The sequence below is a fragment of the Lysobacterales bacterium genome (assembly GCA_014946745.1).
Classification (GTDB): Bacteria; Pseudomonadota; Gammaproteobacteria; order Xanthomonadales; family Xanthomonadaceae; genus Aquimonas.
In genome coordinates this window covers 1,504,980-1,524,603 of sequence record JADCRD010000001.1, presented here as the reverse complement: position 1 = coordinate 1,524,603, position 19,624 = coordinate 1,504,980, and the positions used below count along the sequence as shown (strand labels likewise).

The following is a 19,624-nucleotide window of genomic DNA, read 5'->3' as shown; positions in this document are numbered from 1 at the left end:
GATCGTGCGACTGCGGACCGAAGCTGCCGTCGAAGCACAGCTGGGGCCGTTGGGGCACGTTGCTGCGTAAGCATCAAGGCGCACCGCTCAGTGACCCTCGATGTATGCGGTTGTAGGAGCCTGCTCGCACGCGACCGCAGCCTTCGCGCTGCATCAGGGCCCGCATCGCGAACTGGTTCGCTTCAAGCACCGCCCACGGACCCACGTCGCGCGCACGCGTGCCCCACCTCCGGCTCCGCAGTACGAACTACTCCACACCGTCCGTCATCGTCTGCTGAATCCACGCCGCATAGTGCTGCAGCCGCACGCCGATGCTGGACTCGCCGTACTTGCCCTGCCGAATCTCGGTGCCCTCGACCACGGCGCGTTTCCAGGCCGCAAGGCCCGCCAGCTGCCAAGCATCGCCGACGGCAATCAGCAGCGGCCCACCGCTGTCGCCGCTGCCCATGCTGGCTTCCAGAGGCAGTGCCGCAGGCGGAGCGTCGAAGGTGTAGGCGAGCCAGCGGCCTTGGTCCAGGTCTATCACGTTGTAGCCCTGACGCAGTTCAGTGCGCCGTGACGCCTGCAGGTCATGGCCCTGCGCGCCCGTCCCGGTGGCACCGCGGCCCAGGATTCGCACCGTCGCGCCCAGCGCCGGGTCGCTGTAGAGCGCGACCGGTGCGATGTCCTGCACCGGCTCGGCGAGCTCGATCAGCGCGATGTCGTCGGTGCCTGCCATGAACTCGAAGAATGCAGCCCAGTCGCCGGACGCCAGCGCCGCGTCAACCATCGCTTGCGGCGGCCGCCGGTAGCCGGGATGGATCACCACGCGCCGCACCGCACGCTGCTCGCCGCCGATCTCCACGCAGTCCAGCGCGGGGCTCACCGCGTGCGCCACGGTCACCACCCACTGCGGCGCGATCAGCACGCCGTGGGCTTCCATCGGCAGGTCGACAAGGGCAGGGAAGTCGGAGGCTGCGATTCGGTACTGCTGATCGCGCACGTCGTCGCGGATGACGATGGCGTGGGCGGAGGTCGTTGCGAGAAGCAGCAGCAGGGCAATCGGGCGCATGGAGGTGTGACACCGGCAGAGTCAAGGTCGTGAGAGTAGCAAGCGTGCCAGTCGCGACTTCGCCTGGGCATGGATGGCCACCCTTCCGTCCGCCACTGCCTGCTCGCCGCGCGCTATGCCTTTCTGCACGCGCATGCGCTGCTGCATCCGCTTGCAGGTTTCCGCGATCACAAGGTGGGCGCAAGGCAGGCGCTGGGCTGGCCGCGCTGGGGGATCAGGATGGGCTGTTTGCTGCGCTTGGCATCCGCACGCTGTTCACGAGCCCAACGGCTACATCGTGACCACCGCGCATCATCGCGCACCACGCACCCTCGGCAGCCTCACGCGGGTTGGCTCCAAGCGCAGCGCGGCCCAACACCGCAGCGGAGCGAAGCCTCGGATGACTCCCCGCAGGAGGCACCGAAGCGCGTTGTTGTAGGAGCCTGCTCGCAGGCGACCGCAGCCTTTGCCTTCGCCGCAAACGGCGCTCTTCCGGGTAACGCATCCAACGCCCGTGGCGCCCATGGCAGTTCCCCGGGCCCTGCAGCATTATTCGTTCCCGCGTTCCCGCGTTCCCGCGTTCCCGCGTTCCCGCGTTCCCGCGTTCCCTCGCTTCTCTGGCCTCCTTCGATGCAATTGCTCATAAGCACCACCCATCCGCCGGCCACCGATCTCGGCTATCTGCTCTCGAAGAACCCCGAGCGTCATCAGACGTTCGCGCTGTCCTTCGGCACCGCCCATGTCTTCTATCCCGAGGCCTCGCCGGAGCGCTGCTCGGTCGCGCTGGTGGTCGATGTCGACCCGGTGGGGCTGGTGCGTGGGCGCGGCGAGGGCGACGGGCCGCTGACCCAGTACGTCAACGACCGCCCGTATTCCGCCTCGTCGTTTCTGGCGGTCGCGATCGCGCAGGTGTTTTCCAGCGGCATGGCGGGCAGCAGCAAGGCGCGTGCGGAGCTTGCGGCGACTGCGATTCCGCTGGAGGCCGAGGTTCCTGTGCTGCGCTGCCGTGCAGGTGCGGCCAAGCTGCGCGCCTGCTTCGAGCCACTGGGCTACCAAGTCGACATTGAAGCGCTGCCACTCGATGAGCGCTTCGCCGACTGGGGCGAAAGCCGCTATTTCCGCTTGAAACTCAGCGGGCAGCTGCGTCTGTCCGAGCTGCTGCAGCACCTCTACGTGCTGCTGCCCGCGCTGGATGGCGACAAGCACTACTTCGTGGGCAGTGACGAGGTGCAGAAGCTGCTGGCGAAGGGCGGCGACTGGCTGGCTTCGCATCCCGAGCGCGACTGGATTCTGTCGAACTATCTCAAGCGCCAGCGCTCGCTGGTGCGCGAGGCCCTGGGCCAGCTGCTCACTGCGCCGGAGGAAGACGTCGAATCCGGCGAGCGCGAGAAAGAGGCCGGCGAGCAGCAGCTGGAGCGTGCGCTCAGTCTCAACGATCGCCGCATGGCCGCGGTGGAGGACGTGCTGCTGCGCAGCGGCGCGGCCACCGTGCTGGATGTCGGCTGCGGCGAAGGCCGCCTGCTGGCGCGGCTGCTGGCGCAGCGCCAGTTCCGCAGGATTCTCGGCATGGATGTGTCCGCGCTCTGCCTCGAACGCGCGGCCGAGCGCCTCAAGTTCGATCGGCTGGCGCCCTTGCAGCGCGCCCGCATCGAGCTGCTGCAGGGCAGCCTGACCTACCGCGATGCGCGCATGGCCGGCTTCGATGCCGCCTGTGCCATCGAAGTGATCGAACACATCGACGCCAATCGCCTCACGGCTTTCGAGCGCACCCTGTTCGAGTACGCCGCTCCGGGCCTGGTGATCGTCACCACCCCGAACGTCGAGTACAACGTGCGTTTTGCCAATCTGCCTGCGGGCGCGATGCGCCACCGCGACCACCGCTTCGAATGGACGCGCGCCGAGTTCCAGCACTGGGCACACGGCGTCTGCGAGCGCCACGGCTACACCGTCGAATTCCTGCCGATCGGCGATGTCGACCCTGAGTTTGGGCCGCCGACCCAGATGGGAGTGTTCAGCCGATGAGCACTGTCCGCATTCCCGAACTCGCCCTGGTCGCGCTGATCGGTGCCTCCGGCTCCGGCAAGTCGACCTTTGCGCGCACCCACTTCAAGCCGACGGAGGTGATCTCCTCGGACTACTGCCGCGCGCTCGTGTCCGACGACGAGAACGACCAGGCCGCCACCCAGGACGCGTTCGACGTTCTCTACTACATCGCGGGCAAGCGGCTGGCCGCCGGCAAGCTCACCGTAGTCGACGCCACCAATGTGCGGCCGGAAGACCGCAAGCGCCTGGTGGCCTTGGCGCGCGAGCACCATGTGCTGGCCTCGGCCATCGTGTTCGACCTGCCCGAGCGCCTGCTGCACGAGCGCAACGAGGCCCGCCCCGATCGCGACTTCGGCCCGCACGTGGTGCGCTCGCAGACGCAGAGCTTGCATCGCTCCCTGCGCGGCCTGGAGAAGGAAGGCTTCAAGGTCGCCGCGGTGCTGCGCAGCGTCGAGGCCGTCGCCGAGGTGCAGATCACCCGCGAGAAGGCCTGGAACGACAAGCGCGACCAGCACGGCCCTTTCGACATCATCGGCGACGTGCACGGCTGCCTGGACGAATGCGTGCAGCTGCTGCGCGCCCTGGGCTACAGCGTGGCTGGCCCCCGCGAAGCCCCCGAAGTCACTCCGCCCCAGGGGCGCCGCGCGATCTTCGTCGGTGATCTGGTCGACCGCGGGCCGGACTCACCCGGCGTGCTGCGTCTGGTGATGGCCATGGTCGCCAACGGCAGCGCCCTGTGCGTGCCCGGCAACCACGACGTCAAGCTGATGAAGAAGCTGCGCGGCCGCGACGTCAAGATCACCCACGGCCTTGCCGAAACGCTGCAGCAGCTCGAATCCGAGCCCGACGAGTTCCGCAAGGCTGCCGGCGATTGGATCTACTCGCTGGTCAGCCATCTGGTGCTGGATGACGGCAAGTTGGTCGTCGCCCATGCGGGCATGAAAGAGAAGCTGCAGGGCCGCGCCTCCGGCGCCGTGCGCGACTTCGCGCTGTACGGCGAGACCACCGGCGAGACCGACGAGTACGGTCTGCCGGTGCGCTTCGACTGGGCCAGCGAATACCGCGGCCAGGCCATGGTCGTCTACGGCCACACGCCGGTGCCCGAGGCCGAATGGGTGAACCGCACGATCTGCGTCGATACCGGCTGCGTGTTCGGCGGCAAGCTCACCGCGCTGCGCTACCCGGAGCGCGAGCTGGTCAGCGTGCCGGCCGCGCGCACCTACTACGAACCGATCAAACCACTGGCCCCGCCCGCGGCCCCGACGCGCGACGCCAGCGTACTCGACGTCGAGGACGTGCTGGGCAAGCGCATCCTCAAGCCGCGCCTCGGCCGCAGCGTGACCATCCGTGAGGAGAACGCACGCGCCGCGCTCGAAGTGATGAGCCGCTTCGCCGTAGACCCGCGCTGGCTGGTCTACCTGCCGCCCACGATGTCGCCGCCGGCCGCAGCCGCCGAAGGCGAGCTGCTGGAGCGCCCGCGCGAAGCCTTCGACTACTACCGCAGCGAGGGCGTCAGCCAGCTGGTCTGCCAGGAAAAGCACATGGGCTCACGCGCCGTCGTCGTGCTGTGCCGCGACGAAGACGTCGCCGCACGCCGCTTCGGCATCCGCGGCGATGGCCGTGGCGTGATCTACACGCGCACCGGCCGCCGATTCTTTGCCGACGGCGGCATGGAAGAGGCGCTGCTCGACAAGCTCGATCGCGCCATGCAGGCCAGCGGCCTGTGGGACGGACTCGCCACCGACTGGATCGCGCTCGATGCCGAGCTGCTGCCCTGGTCAGCGAAGGCTGGCGATCTGCTGCGCCAGCAATACGCGCCCACCGGCACCGCCGCCACGCAGGCGCTGCGCGCATCCTCCGCGTGGGCGGATCAAGCCGCCGCGCGAGGCATCGACCTCGGCGCACTGCCCGCGACGCTGGCCCAGCGCAGCGACGCCGTGGGTCGCTACGTGGCCGAATACCGCCGCTACTGCTGGCCAGTGAACAGCATCGCCGACCTGCGTCTCGCGCCCTTCCACGTGCTGGCCTACGAGGGCGCGGCGACGCTTGAGCAGGGCCACCGCTGGCACCTCGACCTGATCGACCGCCTGTGCGCCGCCGATGCCGGTCTCTTCCGCGTCACCCAGCGCCGCTTCGTCGACCTGAGCCAGCCCGAGAGCGAGGCGGCCGCCATCGCCTGGTGGCACGAGATCACCTCAGCGCAAAGCGAGGGCATGGTCATCAAACCGCTCGACGGCCTGGTCCAGGGCAAGAAGGGTCTGCTGCAGCCGGCCATCAAATGCCGCGGCCGCGAGTACCTGCGCATCATCTACGGGCCGACCTACACGGAACCCGCCAACCTCGACCGCCTGCGCCAGCGCGGGCTGACGCCCAAGCGTGCGCTGGCCCTGCGCGAGTTCATGCTGGGCCACGAGGCCCTGCACCGCTTCGTGGAGCGCGAACCGCTGTACCGGGTGCACGAATGCGTGTTCGGCGTGCTGGCGCTGGAGAGCGAGCCTGTGGACCCGCGGCTTTGAGGAGAGGCGAGTGGCGTCGGCGGCGGGTGGGGCAGGGTAGGTCTGGCGAAACCCCACCCGACCCTGGACTTCAGAACTCAAGACTCTCTTTTGGGGAGGCGCGCGAGAACTTTAGGGTTGTCCCCGTAGGCGCGCTTGGTGCAATGGTGGCCGAGGGTTTCGAATTGCCTCATTGCATTTGGAATGCGGGGCGCATGTAGTTGGATGCGCCGATAGACCATTCCCTTCATTCGGCATCATTCAAGAATTCTTCCCCGGCGCGACGGCCCTCACCGGCAACGCTCCCGAAACAATGACTTTGGAGTCGTCTTGAACATTTATGTCTTGGCAACGTCATCGCTGTGCGGGCCTTTAGGCAGATTGCAGCATCACAGCAGCGGGCGAGGCGTGCTCGCGCTGCTTCTTCTCCTGGGGTTGATGGCTTGCTTCCCTTCGGCGCAAGCCCAGACACCGCTGAACGACATCCTCAAGATCGCCGCGGGCGGTGGCCACAACTGTGGTCTCACCACTGGCGGCGGAGTGAAGTGCTGGGGCGCAAACTTCGGCGGTCAGCTTGGCGACGGCACCATCGTGGATCGCCTGACTGCAGTGGACGTCAGCGGTCTGAGCAGTGGGGTCAGTGCGATCACCGCGGGCTTCGGCTATAGCTGCGGCCTCACCACTGGCGGCGGGGTCAAGTGCTGGGGCTCAAACTTCCGCGGCCAGCTCGGTGACGGCACTACCTCGGATCGCTTGACTGCGGTGGACGTGAGTGGGCTGAGCAGCGGTGTCAGCGCCATTGCCGCGGGCAGCTCCCACACCTGCGCCCTCACCACCGACGGTGGGGTGAAGTGCTGGGGCAACAACGTGTTCGGTCAGATCGGTGACGGCTCCATCACTACCAGTCGTTTGACTGCAGTGGACGTGATTGGACTGGGCAGTGGGGTCATCGCCATCGCCGCGGGACAATTCCACACCTGCGCCCTCACCACGGGTGGCGGGGTCAAGTGCTGGGGCTTGAATATGGATGGTCGGCTCGGTGACGGCACCACCACTAGTCGTTCGACTGCGGTGGACGTCAGCGGACTGAGCAGCGGGGTCAGCGCCATCGCCGCGGGCGAAACCCACACCTGCGCCCTCACCACCGGCGGCGCGGTCAAGTGCTGGGGCCGAAACGGCTTCGCCGTCCAGAGCCTCACTCCGGTGGACGTCAGCGGGTTGGAAAGTGGGGTCAGCGCCATCGCCGCGGGCCGATCCCACACCTGTGTCCTCATCACGGGCGGCGGGGTCAAGTGCTGGGGCTCAAACTTCCGCGGCCAGCTCGGTGACGGCACTACCTCGGATCGCTTGACTGCGGTGGACGTCAGTGGGCTGAGCAGCGGTGTCAACGCCATCGCCGCAGGCCAGTTCCACACCTGCGCTCTCACCACGAGCGGCGGAGTCAAGTGCTGGGGCGACAACTTCTACGGTCAGCTCGGTGACGACACCACCGCTGTTCGCTCGACTGCGGTGGATGCCAGCGGGCTGGGTAGCGGGGTCAACTCCACCGCCGCGGGAGACAGGCACTCCTGCGCTCTCACCACCGGCGGCGGGGTCAAGTGCTGGGGCAGCAACAACTACGGTCAGCTCGGTGACGGCACCGACACCGCTCGACGGGCTGCGGTAGACGTCAACGGCCTCGGCAGCGGGGTCATAGCCATCGCCGTGGGCGGCATCCACACCTGCGCCCTCACCACGGGCGGCGGGGTCAAGTGCTGGGGCAGTAACCTTTTCGGTCGGCTCGGCGACGGCACATCCACAGATCACTGGACCGCGGTGGACGTCAGCGGACTTGGCAGCGGGGTCAGCGCCATCGCCGCGGGAGACAGGCACACCTGCGCCCTAACCACCGGCGGCGGGGTCAAGTGCTGGGGCGATAACGTCACTGGACAGCTCGGGGACGGCACCGTCACGAATCGCTTGACAGCGGTGGACGTCAGCGGGCTGGGCAACGGGGTCAGCGCCATCGCCGCGGGCGGCATCCACAGCTGCGCCCTCACCACGGGCGGCGGGGTCAAGTGCTGGGGCAGCAACTTCTACGGCCAGCTCGGGGACGGCAGCACCACCAACGGCTTGACTGCGGTGGACGTCAGCGGGCTGGGCAGCGGGGTCATCGCCATCGCCGCGGGCGGCATCCACAGCTGCGCCCTCACCACGGGCGGCGGGGTCAAGTGCTGGGGCCACAACTTCAGCGGCCGGCTGGGTGACGGCACCACCACTGATCGCTTGACCGCAGTGGACGTCAGCGGACTGAGCAGCGGCGTCAGTGCCGTCGCCGCGGGCAGTGACCACACTTGTGCCCTCACCACCGGCGGCGGGGTGAAGTGTTGGGGCTACAACCGCAACGGCCAGCTCGGTGACGGCACCACCATAGATCGCTTGACTGCAGTGGACGTCAGCGCACTCAGCAGCGGCGTCAACGCCATCGCCTCAGGCAGCGACCACACCTGTGCCCTCACCAGTGGCGGCGGAGTCAAGTGCTGGGGATCTCATCAGAACGGCCAGCTGGGCATCGGCGGCCGCAACTACGGGCTGCCTGGCGATGTGCTGATGTCCGACTTCGTGTTCTTCAACGGGTTTGAAAACGAGCCGTGAGCACGATCGAATCACCGTTACGCCGACGGGATTGCCGCGCTAGGGCGAAAAGTGGAGGCGACAACAAGACTGCGCGCCACCGGCCAGATCCCCTCTGCTGGCCAGTGAACAGAATCGCCGACCTGCGACTCGCGCCCTGCGACGTGCTGGCCTACCAGGGCGCGGCGACGCTGGAGAAGGCCCGCTGCGGAACTCGCCCGCACCGCCAACCGCCACCACCGGCGCCGTTGCCGTGGGCAGCCCAAGGCCTGGGAGCGTCCGCTCGCGCGCATGACCCCGTGAGTCGTGCGCGGATGACGGAGGTGCGATAGCGCACCGACGGACGGGGCTGTCGCGACCAAGCTGCTCCGCAACAGGCGTGAAGGTCGCGCCGCAGCGGGTGCTGGCCATGTGCGCTTCAATCCCAGATACGTCAGAACCCGTACCGACCGTGTCGGCAGCCGGCATGGGCTGCCCGTGAACCGGCTGCCGCATGCGCTGGAGATCGGTTGCTGGTCGGCCGGCTTGGCGCTGGGTCTGGCCTATCTCGGCCCGCGTGGCTTGGGCGAGTGGGAACGCACGCAGGCGGTGGCCGAGTTTCATCGCTTCGCGCCTGCGGCATCGCCTGAGCCCTCATCCGCCACCGCCGCGCCCCGCCTTGCGCTGCCGCCTTCCGTGCCGGATCAGTCGCTGTGGTCAGAGGGCAGGATCGCCCTGCATGCCGCTGAGACCGAGACCGCCGCGACTGTGCTCGCAGATCAGGCCATCGCGGAAGCTGTTGGCACCGGCCTGGCCGCCGAGCGAATTCCGCCACCGCAGCCTCTGGCCCTGCTGAGGATCGCGCGGCTGGGTCTGGAAGTGCCGGTCTATGCCGAACTCAACGAACGCAATCTCAATCGCGGCGCCGCGCATGTGGCCGGCACCGTGGCGCCCGGCGCTGTCGGCAATAGTGCCATTGCGGCGCATCGCGACGGCTATTTCCGCGTGCTGCAGACGGTCGCCCTAGGCGATCTGGTGGAGCTTGATCTGGCTCGCGGCAGCGAGCGCTATCGGGTCAGTGCGCTATCGATCGTCGAGCCCACGGATATCAGCCCCCTGGCTGCGATCGACACGGCTGCGTTGACCCTCATCACCTGCTACCCCTTCTTTTTTGTCGGCAGCGCACCGCAGCGCTTCATCGTGCGCGCCGAGCGGATTCCCCCGGACCCGAGTGTCGTCATCGACACACGTGCGGACGGGGCTTTGTTGCAGATCCACGCCAGGAGCACCACACCATGAACACCGCCAATCTCAAGCCACGCCTCGGCCTGCCCGCGTTCGCTGTCAGTGGGCTCCTGCTCACCGGCGGCGCGCTGGCAGCACCTCAAATGGACACCAGCAAGCTGCCCACCCCCAGCACCGACACCAGCGATTGCTCGCAGGTGATCTGGCACACCCAACTGGTTTCGACCTATCCGCGCATCGCCAGCGGCTGTCGCGAGGTGGTGATGGTCGATGGCAAGAAATGGGCGCGCTTCGAAGGCGATTTCGTGCGCAATAACGAGGATGGCTCGTTCACCACCGAGTTCACGGATCTGCGCGACCGCTCGCTGGGCAACGTCACGCTGATGCCCAAGCCCGGCCAGCAGGTCACCCTGTCCGGGCGCAAGACCGAGTTCCGCGACCTGCGCGCCGACCAGCGGCTGAACCTGTATGTGCCCGAAGGCGCGACCGGCTTCGCCATGGACACCAGCGAGCCGGTGGACCGCTATGCCAGCCTGGTCCGCTACGAGCCCGCGCAGGAGATGGAGCCCGCGCCACCCGCTGAACCGGAACCTCGTCTGGCCCAGGTGGACCCCGCCAGCCCATCCATGACGCGCCTGCCCGATACCGCAGGCCCGCTGCCGCTGTTCGCACTGGGTTCGGTGCTGTCGCTGTTCGGCGGCTCGGCGCTGGCGCTGCGTCGTCGACTGCGCGCGCGAAAGGGCTGATCCCGCGCTCGCGCGCACGCCTGATCCCGCGCTGCAAGCGGTTGGCCTGTGCCCGTGCTGGCGCGCGGGCACAGGCGCTGCCGCGGGTCGACCGCTGGGCGGGCTCGGCGGCCGCGTTCCCCACCACGCTGCAGTCTGGAGTACACACGCATGTACGACCTTCTTCGCAGAACCCTGCTGCTCGCAGGCATCGCCTTGCTGCTGTCCGCCTGTGTCGGCTATGAGCGCCAAGGCAGTGGTTATGGCTCACAACGGGGCTATGCCGGAGAGCAACGCGACTACGCGCGCAACGATGACGGACGTCGTCACGACGACCGCTATGGCGCGCGCCGCTGCGATAGCTGCGGCACCGTGGAATCCATCCATGAGGACTGGGAGCAGGATCGCCCCAGCGGCGGCGGTGCTGTACTCGGCGCCATCCTGGGCGGCGTGGTCGGCAACCAGGTCGGTTCCGGCAGTGGCCGCCAAGCTGCGACCGTGGCTGGCGCCGTGATTGGCGGTGTCGCCGGCCATCAAGTCGAGCTCCGGCGTGGCGATGAGCGCCGCGTCTACCGCTTCGAAGTGCGGATGGATACCGGGCAGTGGGCTCAGGTCACCCAGCGTGAGCTCCGTGGTTTGCGCGTAGGCGACCGCGTGGACCTTCGCCAGCAGCAGCTCTATGCCATTGACTGAACAATCGGGCAGTCACCCCGCCGACGGCCGTTCTTTGTGCAGGCCGGCCGTCGTTACAGGCATCACCCACGCAGCGGCAGATGGTGCGGTCCAGCTCATTTGTTTCCGCCGATTGCGCTGCAAAGCTGACTTGGCGCCTCGTGGCTGATGAAGGTGCCCACACTGGCTGACAGCAGGTGGCTGAGCCCGGGCTTTCGCTACTTTGCTGGACCTGCGCCGGGCTTTTCCGAATTCATGCTGGTCCGCGAGGCCCTGCACCGATTCACCGCGCGCAAGCCGCTCTACCGGGTGCACAAGTGCGTGTTCGGCGTGCTGGCGCTGGACAGCGAGTCGGTAGCTCCGCGGCCATGAGGAGAGGTTGTCGTTGCGAGGACGAAACCATGCGCGCGGCCCGATCGCCATGAGCGAATCGCCCTCTGGCGCTTCAGCTGTAAGCGCCTACGCCGTCGAAGAGTGACAGCACCCCGAGATAGCTGCCGAAACACAGCGCCAGAAGAAGAAGGCCTTTGGATAGCCAACGAAACCAGGCGCGGGCCGGGCGCGTGTTCGCGAGGTAGAACGGAACCCACAGCAGGCCGAACACCACGATGCAGACGATCGTGCCGGTCGACAGCCGGGCGCCATGCTGGGTCGCGTCCGCCGAAGCCCACCAGAAGAGCAGAAACGCGAGCAGCACGCCGTGGGCAAAGGGAAGCACAAACTCGGCGGCGCGATCGCCCCAGGTAAGCCCCTCCAGCACGCCAAAGGCAATGAAGGACAGCGCGATGAGAACAGGCGATGCCCAGTGAGGGTTCATGCAAGTCGAGTCTTGGGTGAGAGCTGCAGCAAGGAAGAATGCCGGAGATCCAGGTTCGAAGCTGTCCGCTGGCGGCAGCAGTGGGTGATGGCTGCGAACGTTGCGCCATCGTCGCTGCTTGGCTGGGCCAGCGCGAGTCTTCGGTGGGCTTGAAGTGCCCGAGCGCGCACGCTCAACCGCGCCCTCTGCTCAGCATCCCGCCTGCGTTTCCTCAGTGCGCCGAAACACACCTAGCCTGCAAACCTCCGCATGTTTGGGGGGCTGGCCCTGAAGCGCGAGTCGGTGGCTCTTCGACGCGAAGGGGGCCGTTCGGTGAGCTCACGGTCGGGCAGGGCGCATGTGGCAAGACGACACCTGACACGGGATTCCCGCTGACCCCAGATTGCCGCCCGCTCGCCCCACGCGTTTGCCATTCGGCAGGCGGCACGCTTTACTGCCGACCTCTCGCATGCATCCCTTTCCGACATGAACTTCAAGCCTCGCAAGCGCGCGTTGCTTCTGCTCCTGGCCGTCTGTGCCGGGCCTGCCATGGCCGCCGCACCCAATCCGGATGCTGCGCAACTCCAGGCCGCGATTGACGCGTTCTGGCAGGCGCGTGCGGCTGCCGCAGGGGGAAGCGCCGCAAGCCCCGCGTGGAAAATCACGGAAGCGCTCGGCTGCATGCCGGCATTCGACGCAGATCGCGGCGGTGTCTGGCGCGACCACTGGATCTGCCTCGGTGCCACCACGAGTGCGGGCTTCCATGCCGACGCACTGGTGCAGGTCGACGGCAGCGACTGGAAGGTGGTCGACCTCGGCGGCGCCGCCCCCGCGTGTGCGCCGATCAAGGAAGCCGAATCAGCGCTACGCGCGATCACCGGCATCGACGGGCTGGATATCACCGGTGAGATCGACGACGGCGAAGGCATGCTGACCGACCAGCGCAACGGCGACCCGACGATGCGGCATCCGTGCCGTGTCATGTGTCGCTACGAATCGAACCTCGCCAGCTACCACGTCTTTCTGACCTACGCCGACGGCCGCTATGTCTTTGACCCGGGCGACATGAGCGGCACGGGTGTACCGACACCGCGGTTCGTTCACGGTAAGCCGGTGACTTCCGCGGAGTAGGTATCGCAGCAGTCGGTGCCGTCCGTTTTCGATGGCAGCCCCGGTGCTCCGCGTGGGCGCACTGTCGGCGAAGGCGATTCCGGCTGCGCGTGATCGAACCACGAAGAGCGGGAGCAGAACCGGGGAGTGCTCACGGTACCGCTGCGGGGCGTGGCTTTTCCGGGCACGAGGCCCTGCAGCGCTTCGTCGAGCGCGAACCGCTGTACCGGGTGCACGATGCGTGTCCGACGCGCTGGCGAGCGAGCCTGTGGATCCGCGGCGTTGAGGAGGCGCACAGTGTGTCCGTCGGGCAGGGCGCACGTGGCAGCGCAAGATTTGCCCTCGGATTGCCCGGGCCCCCTTTGTCGCTGATTGCTGTCGGGCATGCGTGAGATTCGCTGCTTTTTGCGATTGAGGAGAGGTGACATTCTTCGGAGGCTTGCGTATGTGCAGTCAGGTAACAGGTCCAACACGCGCCGGTGGTGCCGTCGCCGCCCTATGGATTGCGGCGCTGGCGTCTATGTTGGGGATGTCGGCACACGCAGCGACCATCAACGTCTCCACCACGGCCGATGCCTACGCCGCAGATGGGCTGTGCTCGCTGCGCGAGGCCATCACCAGTGCGAACAACGACGCTTCACCCTTTGTGCTGGCCGGTGAATGTGGCTCCGGTAGCGGCGTGGATCTGATCCTGGTGCCCTCAGGCCTTTACCTGCTAAGCCGAACGGGGGCGCAGGAGGAAAGCAATCTGACCGGAGATCTGGACATCCGCAGCTCCCTGAACATCCGCGGCGCCGGGATCCGTGCGACCCAGATCACTTCGAACGCCACGGATCGGATCTTCGACGTGAACGTTCAAGGCGTCACCGTGAGCATTGAGGATCTGCAGCTGTTCCTGGGGGTGGCGCCCGCGGCCGATACCTTTGGTGGTGGCGGCATTCGTTCCTTCGCCCGGCAGATCGCTTTGCGACGCGTCAGCTTGGTTCGCAACGGCCTCGCGGTGTCGGACGTCAGCAAGTGCGGCGGAGGATTGCTGACCTTCAACTTCTTCGGCAGTGCGTTGATCGAAGACTCCGAGTTCGACGGCAACCTGAGCGCTGTTGGCGCTCCAGGGGGCAATCCGAGGGCGGGCGACGGAGCAGCGATCTGCACCTCGGGCACCGTGCTGACGGTGCGTCGAACCCGCTTCACTGGCAACAACGCCGCCGGGCAGTCCATCGCCCAAGGCGGCGCATTGGCTTTGGAAGACTCGTCGGCGCTGATCGAGGACAGCGTGTTCGTCTCGAATGCCGCGGGTTCGAGCGGCGATGGCGGGGCCATCTGGCACTCCGTTGGGTCGCTCACGGTGCGTCGCAGCAGCTTTACGGGTCATTCCGCGAATAGAGGCGCTGTCGTGTTCCTCAGTGGGGCTGAAGTGAACATCGAGTCTTCGAGCTTCGCCCAGAACCGCGCCAATCAAGGCGGTGTCTTCATGCTGGCCAGCACCGTGGACACCGCGCTGAGCGTGAAGAGCTCCACATTCGTCGGTAACAGCAGTGCGGGCGGTGCGGTGGTGGACGCCAGCGAATGCACCATCAGTGGTCGCTGCTCGGTCTCGCTGTGGTCGAATCTGATGGCGCGAGGCGCTCCCGAGGACGGCACGGCCTGTGTGCTCGCCGCCGCCGTCGGTCTCGCGAGTCGAGGCGGCAACGCGCTGCTCCAGGGGGACAGCTGCAGCCTCGCGCATCCCAACGATCTGCAGCTCGCATCCAGCGGAATCGCCCCCGCACAAACCGACGCACGCGGCCGTCGCTTCTACCTGCCGCTTGAGGACGGGCCGCTGATCGACAGCGGCGATTGCGCCGGGCTGAACTTCGATCAAGCCGGTGCCAGCCGCCCCGTCCAACAGCCCCAGCCCGATCGCGTCGATGGCTGCGATATCGGCGCGATCGAGCTGCCCGCTCTGATCTTGTTCGGGAACGGGTTTGAGGCTCCGGCCAGCTCCCCTGTGCATCGATGATGCGCGGGGTGAGCCCAGCGCATCCTCTACGGGCCCACCGATACCGAACCCGCAAACCTCGACCGCCCGCGCCAGCGCGGGCTGGCGCCGAAGCGTGCTATGGCCCTGTGCGAACACATGCTTGCCCACGAGGCCCTGCACCGCTTCGTCGAGCGTGAACCGCCGTGCCGGGTGCACGAGTGCGTATTCGGCGTGCTGGCGTTGGAGAGCGAGCCGGTGGATCTGATGCCTTGAGTCGGGGCATCCTTCGTTCGCGGGGATCTGGGGCAAGGGACATGTGGCAAAACAAGCCCCCGGATTTCCGCTTGGGGTCTAGCAAAGCACTATCGAGTCGGCGCAGCCGTGGCATCAGGCGCGAGGCGCAACAAAGCTAGGCCTGACCCAGCACCCTTTGCAGCACCCTCTGGAAGTGAACCTGACCCCCTTCTTTTGGAAGTGAACCTGACCCCCTTCTTTTGCACGGCCGGGTCACGGATTCACGTCAGGATTCAGAAATCCACATCCGAAAACATGGACCTTCCTCCTACCGGTGCGACGACTGCCCTAGGTGCGATGTCGTCTCCAACCCATGTTCCTGATTGAAACTCACGTTCCTGTCGTTCAGCGACTCTCCCAATCGCATCAGCTAAGTCATCCTGAATAGTCGAGATTGCGTCAACGATCAAGTTCGAATCTGAGAAAACGGAGGCAATACTCTCAACGTATTCCTTGATCTGATCGAAGTTCTCGCTTGGCTGAAGGTTCAGATCCGCATCGTGCTCTATGCTGTTGATGCGGTCGGGCATCTCGTCGACGAGATCCTCGTATATTCTTGTGGAAAGTCCGAGCAACTGATACGGCGTCAGTAGAGCAAGCAAATCCTCGTAATCAAGCAACGATGCATCCTGATGGTGTAGAAGCGCATCTTCCAATTGACGGGAAACGTCTTCGCGCAGATCCTCTGGAAGAAGGCCTAACTTGTGCAGTCGTGCGAAAGTCCTGACGCGCCCATCGGCACGGATGCGCCATGCGCTTTCAGACTTGCGACGAATGATGCTCGGGTTGGCGGAAAAAACTTGGCGTAGAACAGCGTCGCTAGCTCTGAGCGCCAGAAAAGAAAACAGTACTTTGTTTAGACGGACCTCATCCGCCATCTCAACAATCCGCACAACTAGCAAGTCATTGCTTGATTCGGGAATCACTATCGCGTCCTGAACGACAGCCGCGCCATCGCAGACGGCCTCGCTCAACAGGACCTCCACGCGAGCGCCTTGGATGTAGAGTTGTAGCAGGTCAGGCCTATCCCTGAGGATGTCCGCAAGTGCGTCCGCAATTGTGGGATGAGCAAAGGTCCAAATTCGGAAATTGCCATCGGGCTTTTGAAGAATGAAGCTTCCGTCGAGTTGGGAAAGTGCCTCGTTAACGTCGCCATGGCGAACTCCGTACTTATCACAGACCAGTGAGATGCGACTGTCCGAACCGATGTGTGCTGGCAATTTTGATCGAAAAAGGAAAATCACAGTAAGCGCAGCGCGTTGCGCATCGGTCAACTCGCGCAGAGTTTCCTTTAGAAACTCCTTTGGAGCGGACACAAACTTGGTCAAATCCGAGGGCAATGCGCGAACTCCGCTTGTGTAACTCGGATCGCCCAAGCGACGGGCGATTTCGGGAAGTAGGTCCGACGAGCTAGCAATCTCTGCCAAATGCGGCTTGAATCGAGACTTCTGCGCTCTTGGCTGATTTCCGACCTTGATATGGTTGTATAGAATCTGCGCTCGTTCATCCGGACTCAGGGCGCCAACGTTGACAACTGCACTTTCGTCAGCCAACTTTTGGTGGTTTCTAATCCCCAACTTTAGTTTCGCCTCTCGCCAAATGTGCAACCGGGAAGTTAACACAAAGCGGTTGCCTGCGTTCAAGGCTGTTTTCACCTTGTTCATTGCTGCGATCCAGTAATCAACATAGTCACTTCGCAGCTGATTCGGGCCGAAAGCATCATCAATCCAGTAGAAGCGCCCAGACTCGCTCGGATTCCAGAACTCGGTTAGTTCGCCAGGGCCATCTAGTTGAAACGTTTGATGGCCCTCGCCACCGAGTGCGGTGGTAGCCAGAATAGCTGCAATCATCGACTTGCCTGATGCAGGAGGCCCTACCAAAAGCACGATTCCTGTTTCAGAGAGTATGCGGACTGCTTGTCTGTGAGCGGTCGTGGGTACGTATGTCCTCAGGGATGGCATCAGATGGCCAAGCAGCGCGCCCGTCTGTTGCGCACGCCGCTCATCGAGGATCATCGAGAGGTCACCCAGTCCATAGATCCTTGGAACCAATGCTCGCAGCTTCGCGCTTTCACGAATCTTTAGGGTCAACCACTCACGACCGAACACTTGGCTATCTCTCACGCCAAGCAGGGAGAGCTCTTTGCGGATGTCAGCTGCGACTGGAGCATCTACACTCATGTTCGTCATAAAGTAGTAGGATGAGGCTAATCCCCTTGAAACCAAACTCTTGATGTGCAGTCTTTCACCGGCAATATCACTCGGGCGTAATTTTCGTCCAGGGTCGCCGCTGAACTTGCATTGAATAGTCGCCGATTCAGTCTCGCTAGTGATTGATCTCGGATTGCTCGTAAACGTGGCGTCTTGTCCACCGTCCTGCGCCTCGCGGTAGATGACTACAGTTCTACCAAGAACGACTTCACAAACTTGAGCGCAAAGATCCTGAAATGCCTTCCACCCGAGAGTATGGAGAGCCAAGTAGGCTTGCGGTGCCTGAGCTTCAGGGCCCGAAGAATCGCTGCAGGGATTGATTGAATTCATTATCTCGCCATCCTGCGGGTGACACCACCTGAAAGCCGAAGGAAGTCAGTGTGATCTTTTAGCACCGACATCGACCGGAAGACATTTGAATTTCTCAATGCGAAGTCAACCATTCACCTGGCTTGTTAGGCATCGCGACTCGGTTGGCGCGAGAGTGCCTCAAGATTAGGAGGCTACTGACAATAGCAATACACCTCGCCCCTTCAGGTGGGTCCTTCAGCTGTTGTGGCAACGATCATCTTTTCAATGCAAGCGATCCAGCTGCGCATTTCTCCGTCGGGATCAACCTCAGCAAGCATTCTGGGGTTCATTGTCGAGACCACTGTGCTCGCAAGCCATGACTTCACTTTGTTGTGCCCCCACTTTGCATTTGGGGGAGCGTGAACATTGAGCTCCGCACTGAGCAATTGAGGAACATCGTCGTCAGGTCCATATGGAGAAGTGAGGTTGACATCAATTTCAAGGTCTTGCGCACACAAATTGATGGCATCATGATGGACAAAGTTCTCCATCTCATTTTTTGACGTTGATACTGCCTTGCACCCTCTGCGAAGGTTCACTTCGTCTACTTTGGATTGATGCTTAGCGAGCGCGCCGGAGGGGGCATCGCGATCGTACAAGTGGAACTCCGGCCGGTTCAGCGCGTGCAAGCGAGAGGACCAAAGCGCCAGATTTCCCGCACCGCCAGAGGGCACAAACACGAATTCGCCGCTCAATTCCAGTGCCTCGAGGTCAATAGTAGGTTCGCCATGTGAGCGGAACATTCTGCAAAGACTCTTGAGAAACGTTACGTCATGAACACCCTCTACGACGATAAAGACCTTTACAGTGTGATCTGCCAACACCCCTAGGCTTTCCGCTATTTCGGCATTAACTTGATCCGATCCGCCTCTAGTGATGGTCCGTCTTCCATCTCTGGACTTGCTTAGGTATCTGAGACTTGAGCTCGGAAGTGCGCGCGCGAGAGTAGGGGTGTGCGTGGTGATGATTACTTGGTCGTCGCCAACAGCAAGTTGCTGAAGCGCCCGCATCAGCAAGCGCTGGTTGTGAGGGTGTTGGCTCGTCTCCGGTTCCTCGACAGCATAAATAGTGGATGACGCAGACTTCTCTCGCATTGCCCGCTCAGCTCTCGCCCGAAAGAAGTTGATGAGAATTAGTCGTCGTACGCCACTTCCCCTCTTGTTTAATGGGATTTCGTCGTCGCCAGTGATGCTAGCTTTGATAAGCGTTGACCAGTTCGGCTTATCGAACTTCGGGTTCAAGGTGGCCGCTACAGCGGGATCCATTTCATTAAGTTTACTTAGGGTGAGATCCGCGACTTTTTTGACCTCTTGCTCTATGAAAATCATGACCGCTTCAAGCTCCGCAGCCTTCTCGGTGAGAGCTTCCCTGATTGCAAGCTTCAGCGGGTCCTGCGCTTCAGCGTCCTGGTCCGAGCTCTGTCGGTCGCTCTTGAATAGTGCGTAGAGCGGCAGCGCCGCTTTTAAGCCTTCCCATACCTTAACAAGGTTGGTTTTCTCCTCGGATCCGTCGCCGTTGATGTTGAGGTCGCAGTTGGTTAGTTCGAGCTCGCCGAGTTTTGCGCGAATGGCTGAGCGGAGATCTCGCTTCACTGTCTTGTTGACCGCCTTCATGTCAACTCCCACTTCTTCCGCCCGGACCTTAAGCTGATCGATCCTGAGTGCCATAAGATCTTTGGCCTTCGGTGTGCTGGGGTGTACGGTCGCTAGGCGCAGAGCTGTCAGCTTCGGTTTATCGACAGAGCAGTTAAAAATCTTTGTAAGCTCGAGATCGCCTTCCGTATTGAGGAGATGCTCATCAGCCAAGCTTGTTGGGGCGCTTTCGTCAAGGATTACTTCGCTGGGAAGTTCGGAGAACACGCACGTAATGGTCACAGCTTTGGCGTCGCCGCCCTTGGCAGCGTCGTTTTTGTCGAGCGACTTGTCATTGAAGAACACGTCCAAGGCTTCGAGTAGTGACGACTTGCCTGCATCGTTCCGCCCGACGAGTGTAGTGAATTCGTCGAAGGTTATCTGGGTTGGCGCCTTGTAGCACCGAAAGTTCTCCACGGTCACCGACTTTAGTTTCAATTCTATTTCTCCGCGCCTTGAGTTCGAGAGCT

Annotated in this window: 14 protein-coding genes; 10 read left to right on the top strand and 4 right to left on the bottom strand. The window is 63.9% G+C overall.

Going from position 1 to position 19,624, the window contains the following annotated elements; genetic code table 11:
* Positions 1–247: 247 nt before the first annotated feature.
* Positions 248–1,051: a trypsin-like serine protease gene (locus tag H4O13_05910; protein ID MBE5314924.1), complete on the bottom strand. Its 804-nt coding sequence runs from the start codon at positions 1,049–1,051 to the stop codon at positions 248–250.
* Positions 1,052–1,660: 609 nt separating this feature from the next.
* Between H4O13_05910 and H4O13_05905 the strand changes: the two genes are divergently transcribed.
* From H4O13_05905 to H4O13_05875, 7 genes are all read left to right on the top strand, one after another.
* On the top strand, positions 1,661–3,052 hold the full coding sequence (locus H4O13_05905; GenBank protein ID MBE5314923.1) for a 3' terminal RNA ribose 2'-O-methyltransferase Hen1: 1,392 nt from the start codon (positions 1,661–1,663) through the stop codon (positions 3,050–3,052).
* Entirely contained in the window at positions 3,049–5,589 is a 2,541-nt protein-coding gene (locus tag H4O13_05900; protein ID MBE5314922.1) for a polynucleotide kinase-phosphatase, read from the top strand. Before H4O13_05905 ends, H4O13_05900 begins: the two co-directional genes overlap by 4 nt.
* Before the next feature lie 417 nt (positions 5,590–6,006).
* Positions 6,007–8,202 (top strand): RCC1 repeat-containing protein, encoded by a 2,196-nt coding sequence (locus tag H4O13_05895; GenBank protein ID MBE5314921.1) that lies wholly within the window; start codon positions 6,007–6,009, stop codon positions 8,200–8,202.
* A 456-nt stretch (positions 8,203–8,658) separates the two neighbouring features.
* On the top strand, positions 8,659–9,459 hold the full coding sequence (locus tag H4O13_05890; GenBank protein MBE5314920.1) for a class D sortase: 801 nt from the start codon (positions 8,659–8,661) through the stop codon (positions 9,457–9,459).
* Positions 9,456–10,151: a hypothetical protein gene (locus H4O13_05885; protein ID MBE5314919.1), complete on the top strand. Its 696-nt coding sequence runs from the start codon at positions 9,456–9,458 to the stop codon at positions 10,149–10,151. Before H4O13_05890 ends, H4O13_05885 begins: the two co-directional genes overlap by 4 nt.
* Before the next feature lie 150 nt (positions 10,152–10,301).
* The gene (locus tag H4O13_05880; GenBank protein MBE5314918.1) at positions 10,302–10,823 is read left to right on the top strand and encodes a glycine zipper 2TM domain-containing protein; all 522 of its coding nucleotides are present in this window, start codon (positions 10,302–10,304) and stop codon (positions 10,821–10,823) included.
* Between the two features lie 147 nt (positions 10,824–10,970).
* The gene (locus H4O13_05875) at positions 10,971–11,174 is read left to right on the top strand and encodes a hypothetical protein (GenBank protein ID MBE5314917.1); all 204 of its coding nucleotides are present in this window, start codon (positions 10,971–10,973) and stop codon (positions 11,172–11,174) included.
* 73 nt (positions 11,175–11,247) lie between these two features.
* Here the strand turns inward: H4O13_05875 and H4O13_05870 are convergent, their stop codons facing one another.
* Positions 11,248–11,619 (bottom strand): hypothetical protein, encoded by a 372-nt coding sequence (locus tag H4O13_05870; GenBank protein MBE5314916.1) that lies wholly within the window; start codon positions 11,617–11,619, stop codon positions 11,248–11,250.
* 465 nt (positions 11,620–12,084) lie between these two features.
* On the opposite strand from H4O13_05870, the gene H4O13_05865 reads away from it, so the two are divergent.
* From H4O13_05865 to H4O13_05855, 3 genes are all read left to right on the top strand, one after another.
* Positions 12,085–12,729 (top strand): hypothetical protein, encoded by a 645-nt coding sequence (locus tag H4O13_05865; protein MBE5314915.1) that lies wholly within the window; start codon positions 12,085–12,087, stop codon positions 12,727–12,729.
* 508 nt (positions 12,730–13,237) lie between these two features.
* Positions 13,238–14,707 carry a CSLREA domain-containing protein gene (locus H4O13_05860; GenBank protein MBE5314914.1) on the top strand — a complete coding sequence of 490 codons (1,470 nt, stop codon included), beginning with the start codon at positions 13,238–13,240 and terminating at the stop codon, positions 14,705–14,707.
* Positions 14,708–14,728: 21 nt separating this feature from the next.
* Entirely contained in the window at positions 14,729–14,941 is a 213-nt protein-coding gene (locus H4O13_05855; GenBank protein ID MBE5314913.1) for a hypothetical protein, read from the top strand.
* Between the two features lie 254 nt (positions 14,942–15,195).
* Here H4O13_05855 and H4O13_05850 read toward each other — a convergent pair whose 3' ends face one another.
* Both H4O13_05850 and H4O13_05845 read right to left on the bottom strand, forming a co-directional pair.
* A complete protein-coding gene (locus H4O13_05850; GenBank protein ID MBE5314912.1) occupies positions 15,196–17,502 on the bottom strand; it encodes a hypothetical protein in 2,307 nt (768 codons plus the stop codon).
* Positions 17,503–17,705: 203 nt separating this feature from the next.
* Positions 17,706–19,592: an ATP-binding protein gene (locus tag H4O13_05845; GenBank protein MBE5314911.1), complete on the bottom strand. Its 1,887-nt coding sequence runs from the start codon at positions 19,590–19,592 to the stop codon at positions 17,706–17,708.
* Positions 19,593–19,624: the final 32 nt, after the last annotated feature.

Coding starts and splice junctions, on each gene's coding strand:
- H4O13_05870 (MBE5314916.1), bottom strand. CDS start 11,619: ATGAACCCTCACTGGGCATCGCCTGTTCTCATCGCGCTGTCCTTCATT.
- H4O13_05865 (MBE5314915.1), top strand. CDS start 12,085: ATGAACTTCAAGCCTCGCAAGCGCGCGTTGCTTCTGCTCCTGGCCGTC.
- H4O13_05905 (MBE5314923.1), top strand. CDS start 1,661: ATGCAATTGCTCATAAGCACCACCCATCCGCCGGCCACCGATCTCGGC.
- H4O13_05900 (MBE5314922.1), top strand. CDS start 3,049: ATGAGCACTGTCCGCATTCCCGAACTCGCCCTGGTCGCGCTGATCGGT.
- H4O13_05880 (MBE5314918.1), top strand. CDS start 10,302: ATGTACGACCTTCTTCGCAGAACCCTGCTGCTCGCAGGCATCGCCTTG.
- H4O13_05910 (MBE5314924.1), bottom strand. CDS start 1,051: ATGCGCCCGATTGCCCTGCTGCTGCTTCTCGCAACGACCTCCGCCCAC.
- H4O13_05860 (MBE5314914.1), top strand. CDS start 13,238: ATGTCGGCACACGCAGCGACCATCAACGTCTCCACCACGGCCGATGCC.
- H4O13_05895 (MBE5314921.1), top strand. CDS start 6,007: ATGGCTTGCTTCCCTTCGGCGCAAGCCCAGACACCGCTGAACGACATC.
- H4O13_05850 (MBE5314912.1), bottom strand. CDS start 17,502: ATGAATTCAATCAATCCCTGCAGCGATTCTTCGGGCCCTGAAGCTCAG.
- H4O13_05875 (MBE5314917.1), top strand. CDS start 10,971: ATGAAGGTGCCCACACTGGCTGACAGCAGGTGGCTGAGCCCGGGCTTT.
- H4O13_05885 (MBE5314919.1), top strand. CDS start 9,456: ATGAACACCGCCAATCTCAAGCCACGCCTCGGCCTGCCCGCGTTCGCT.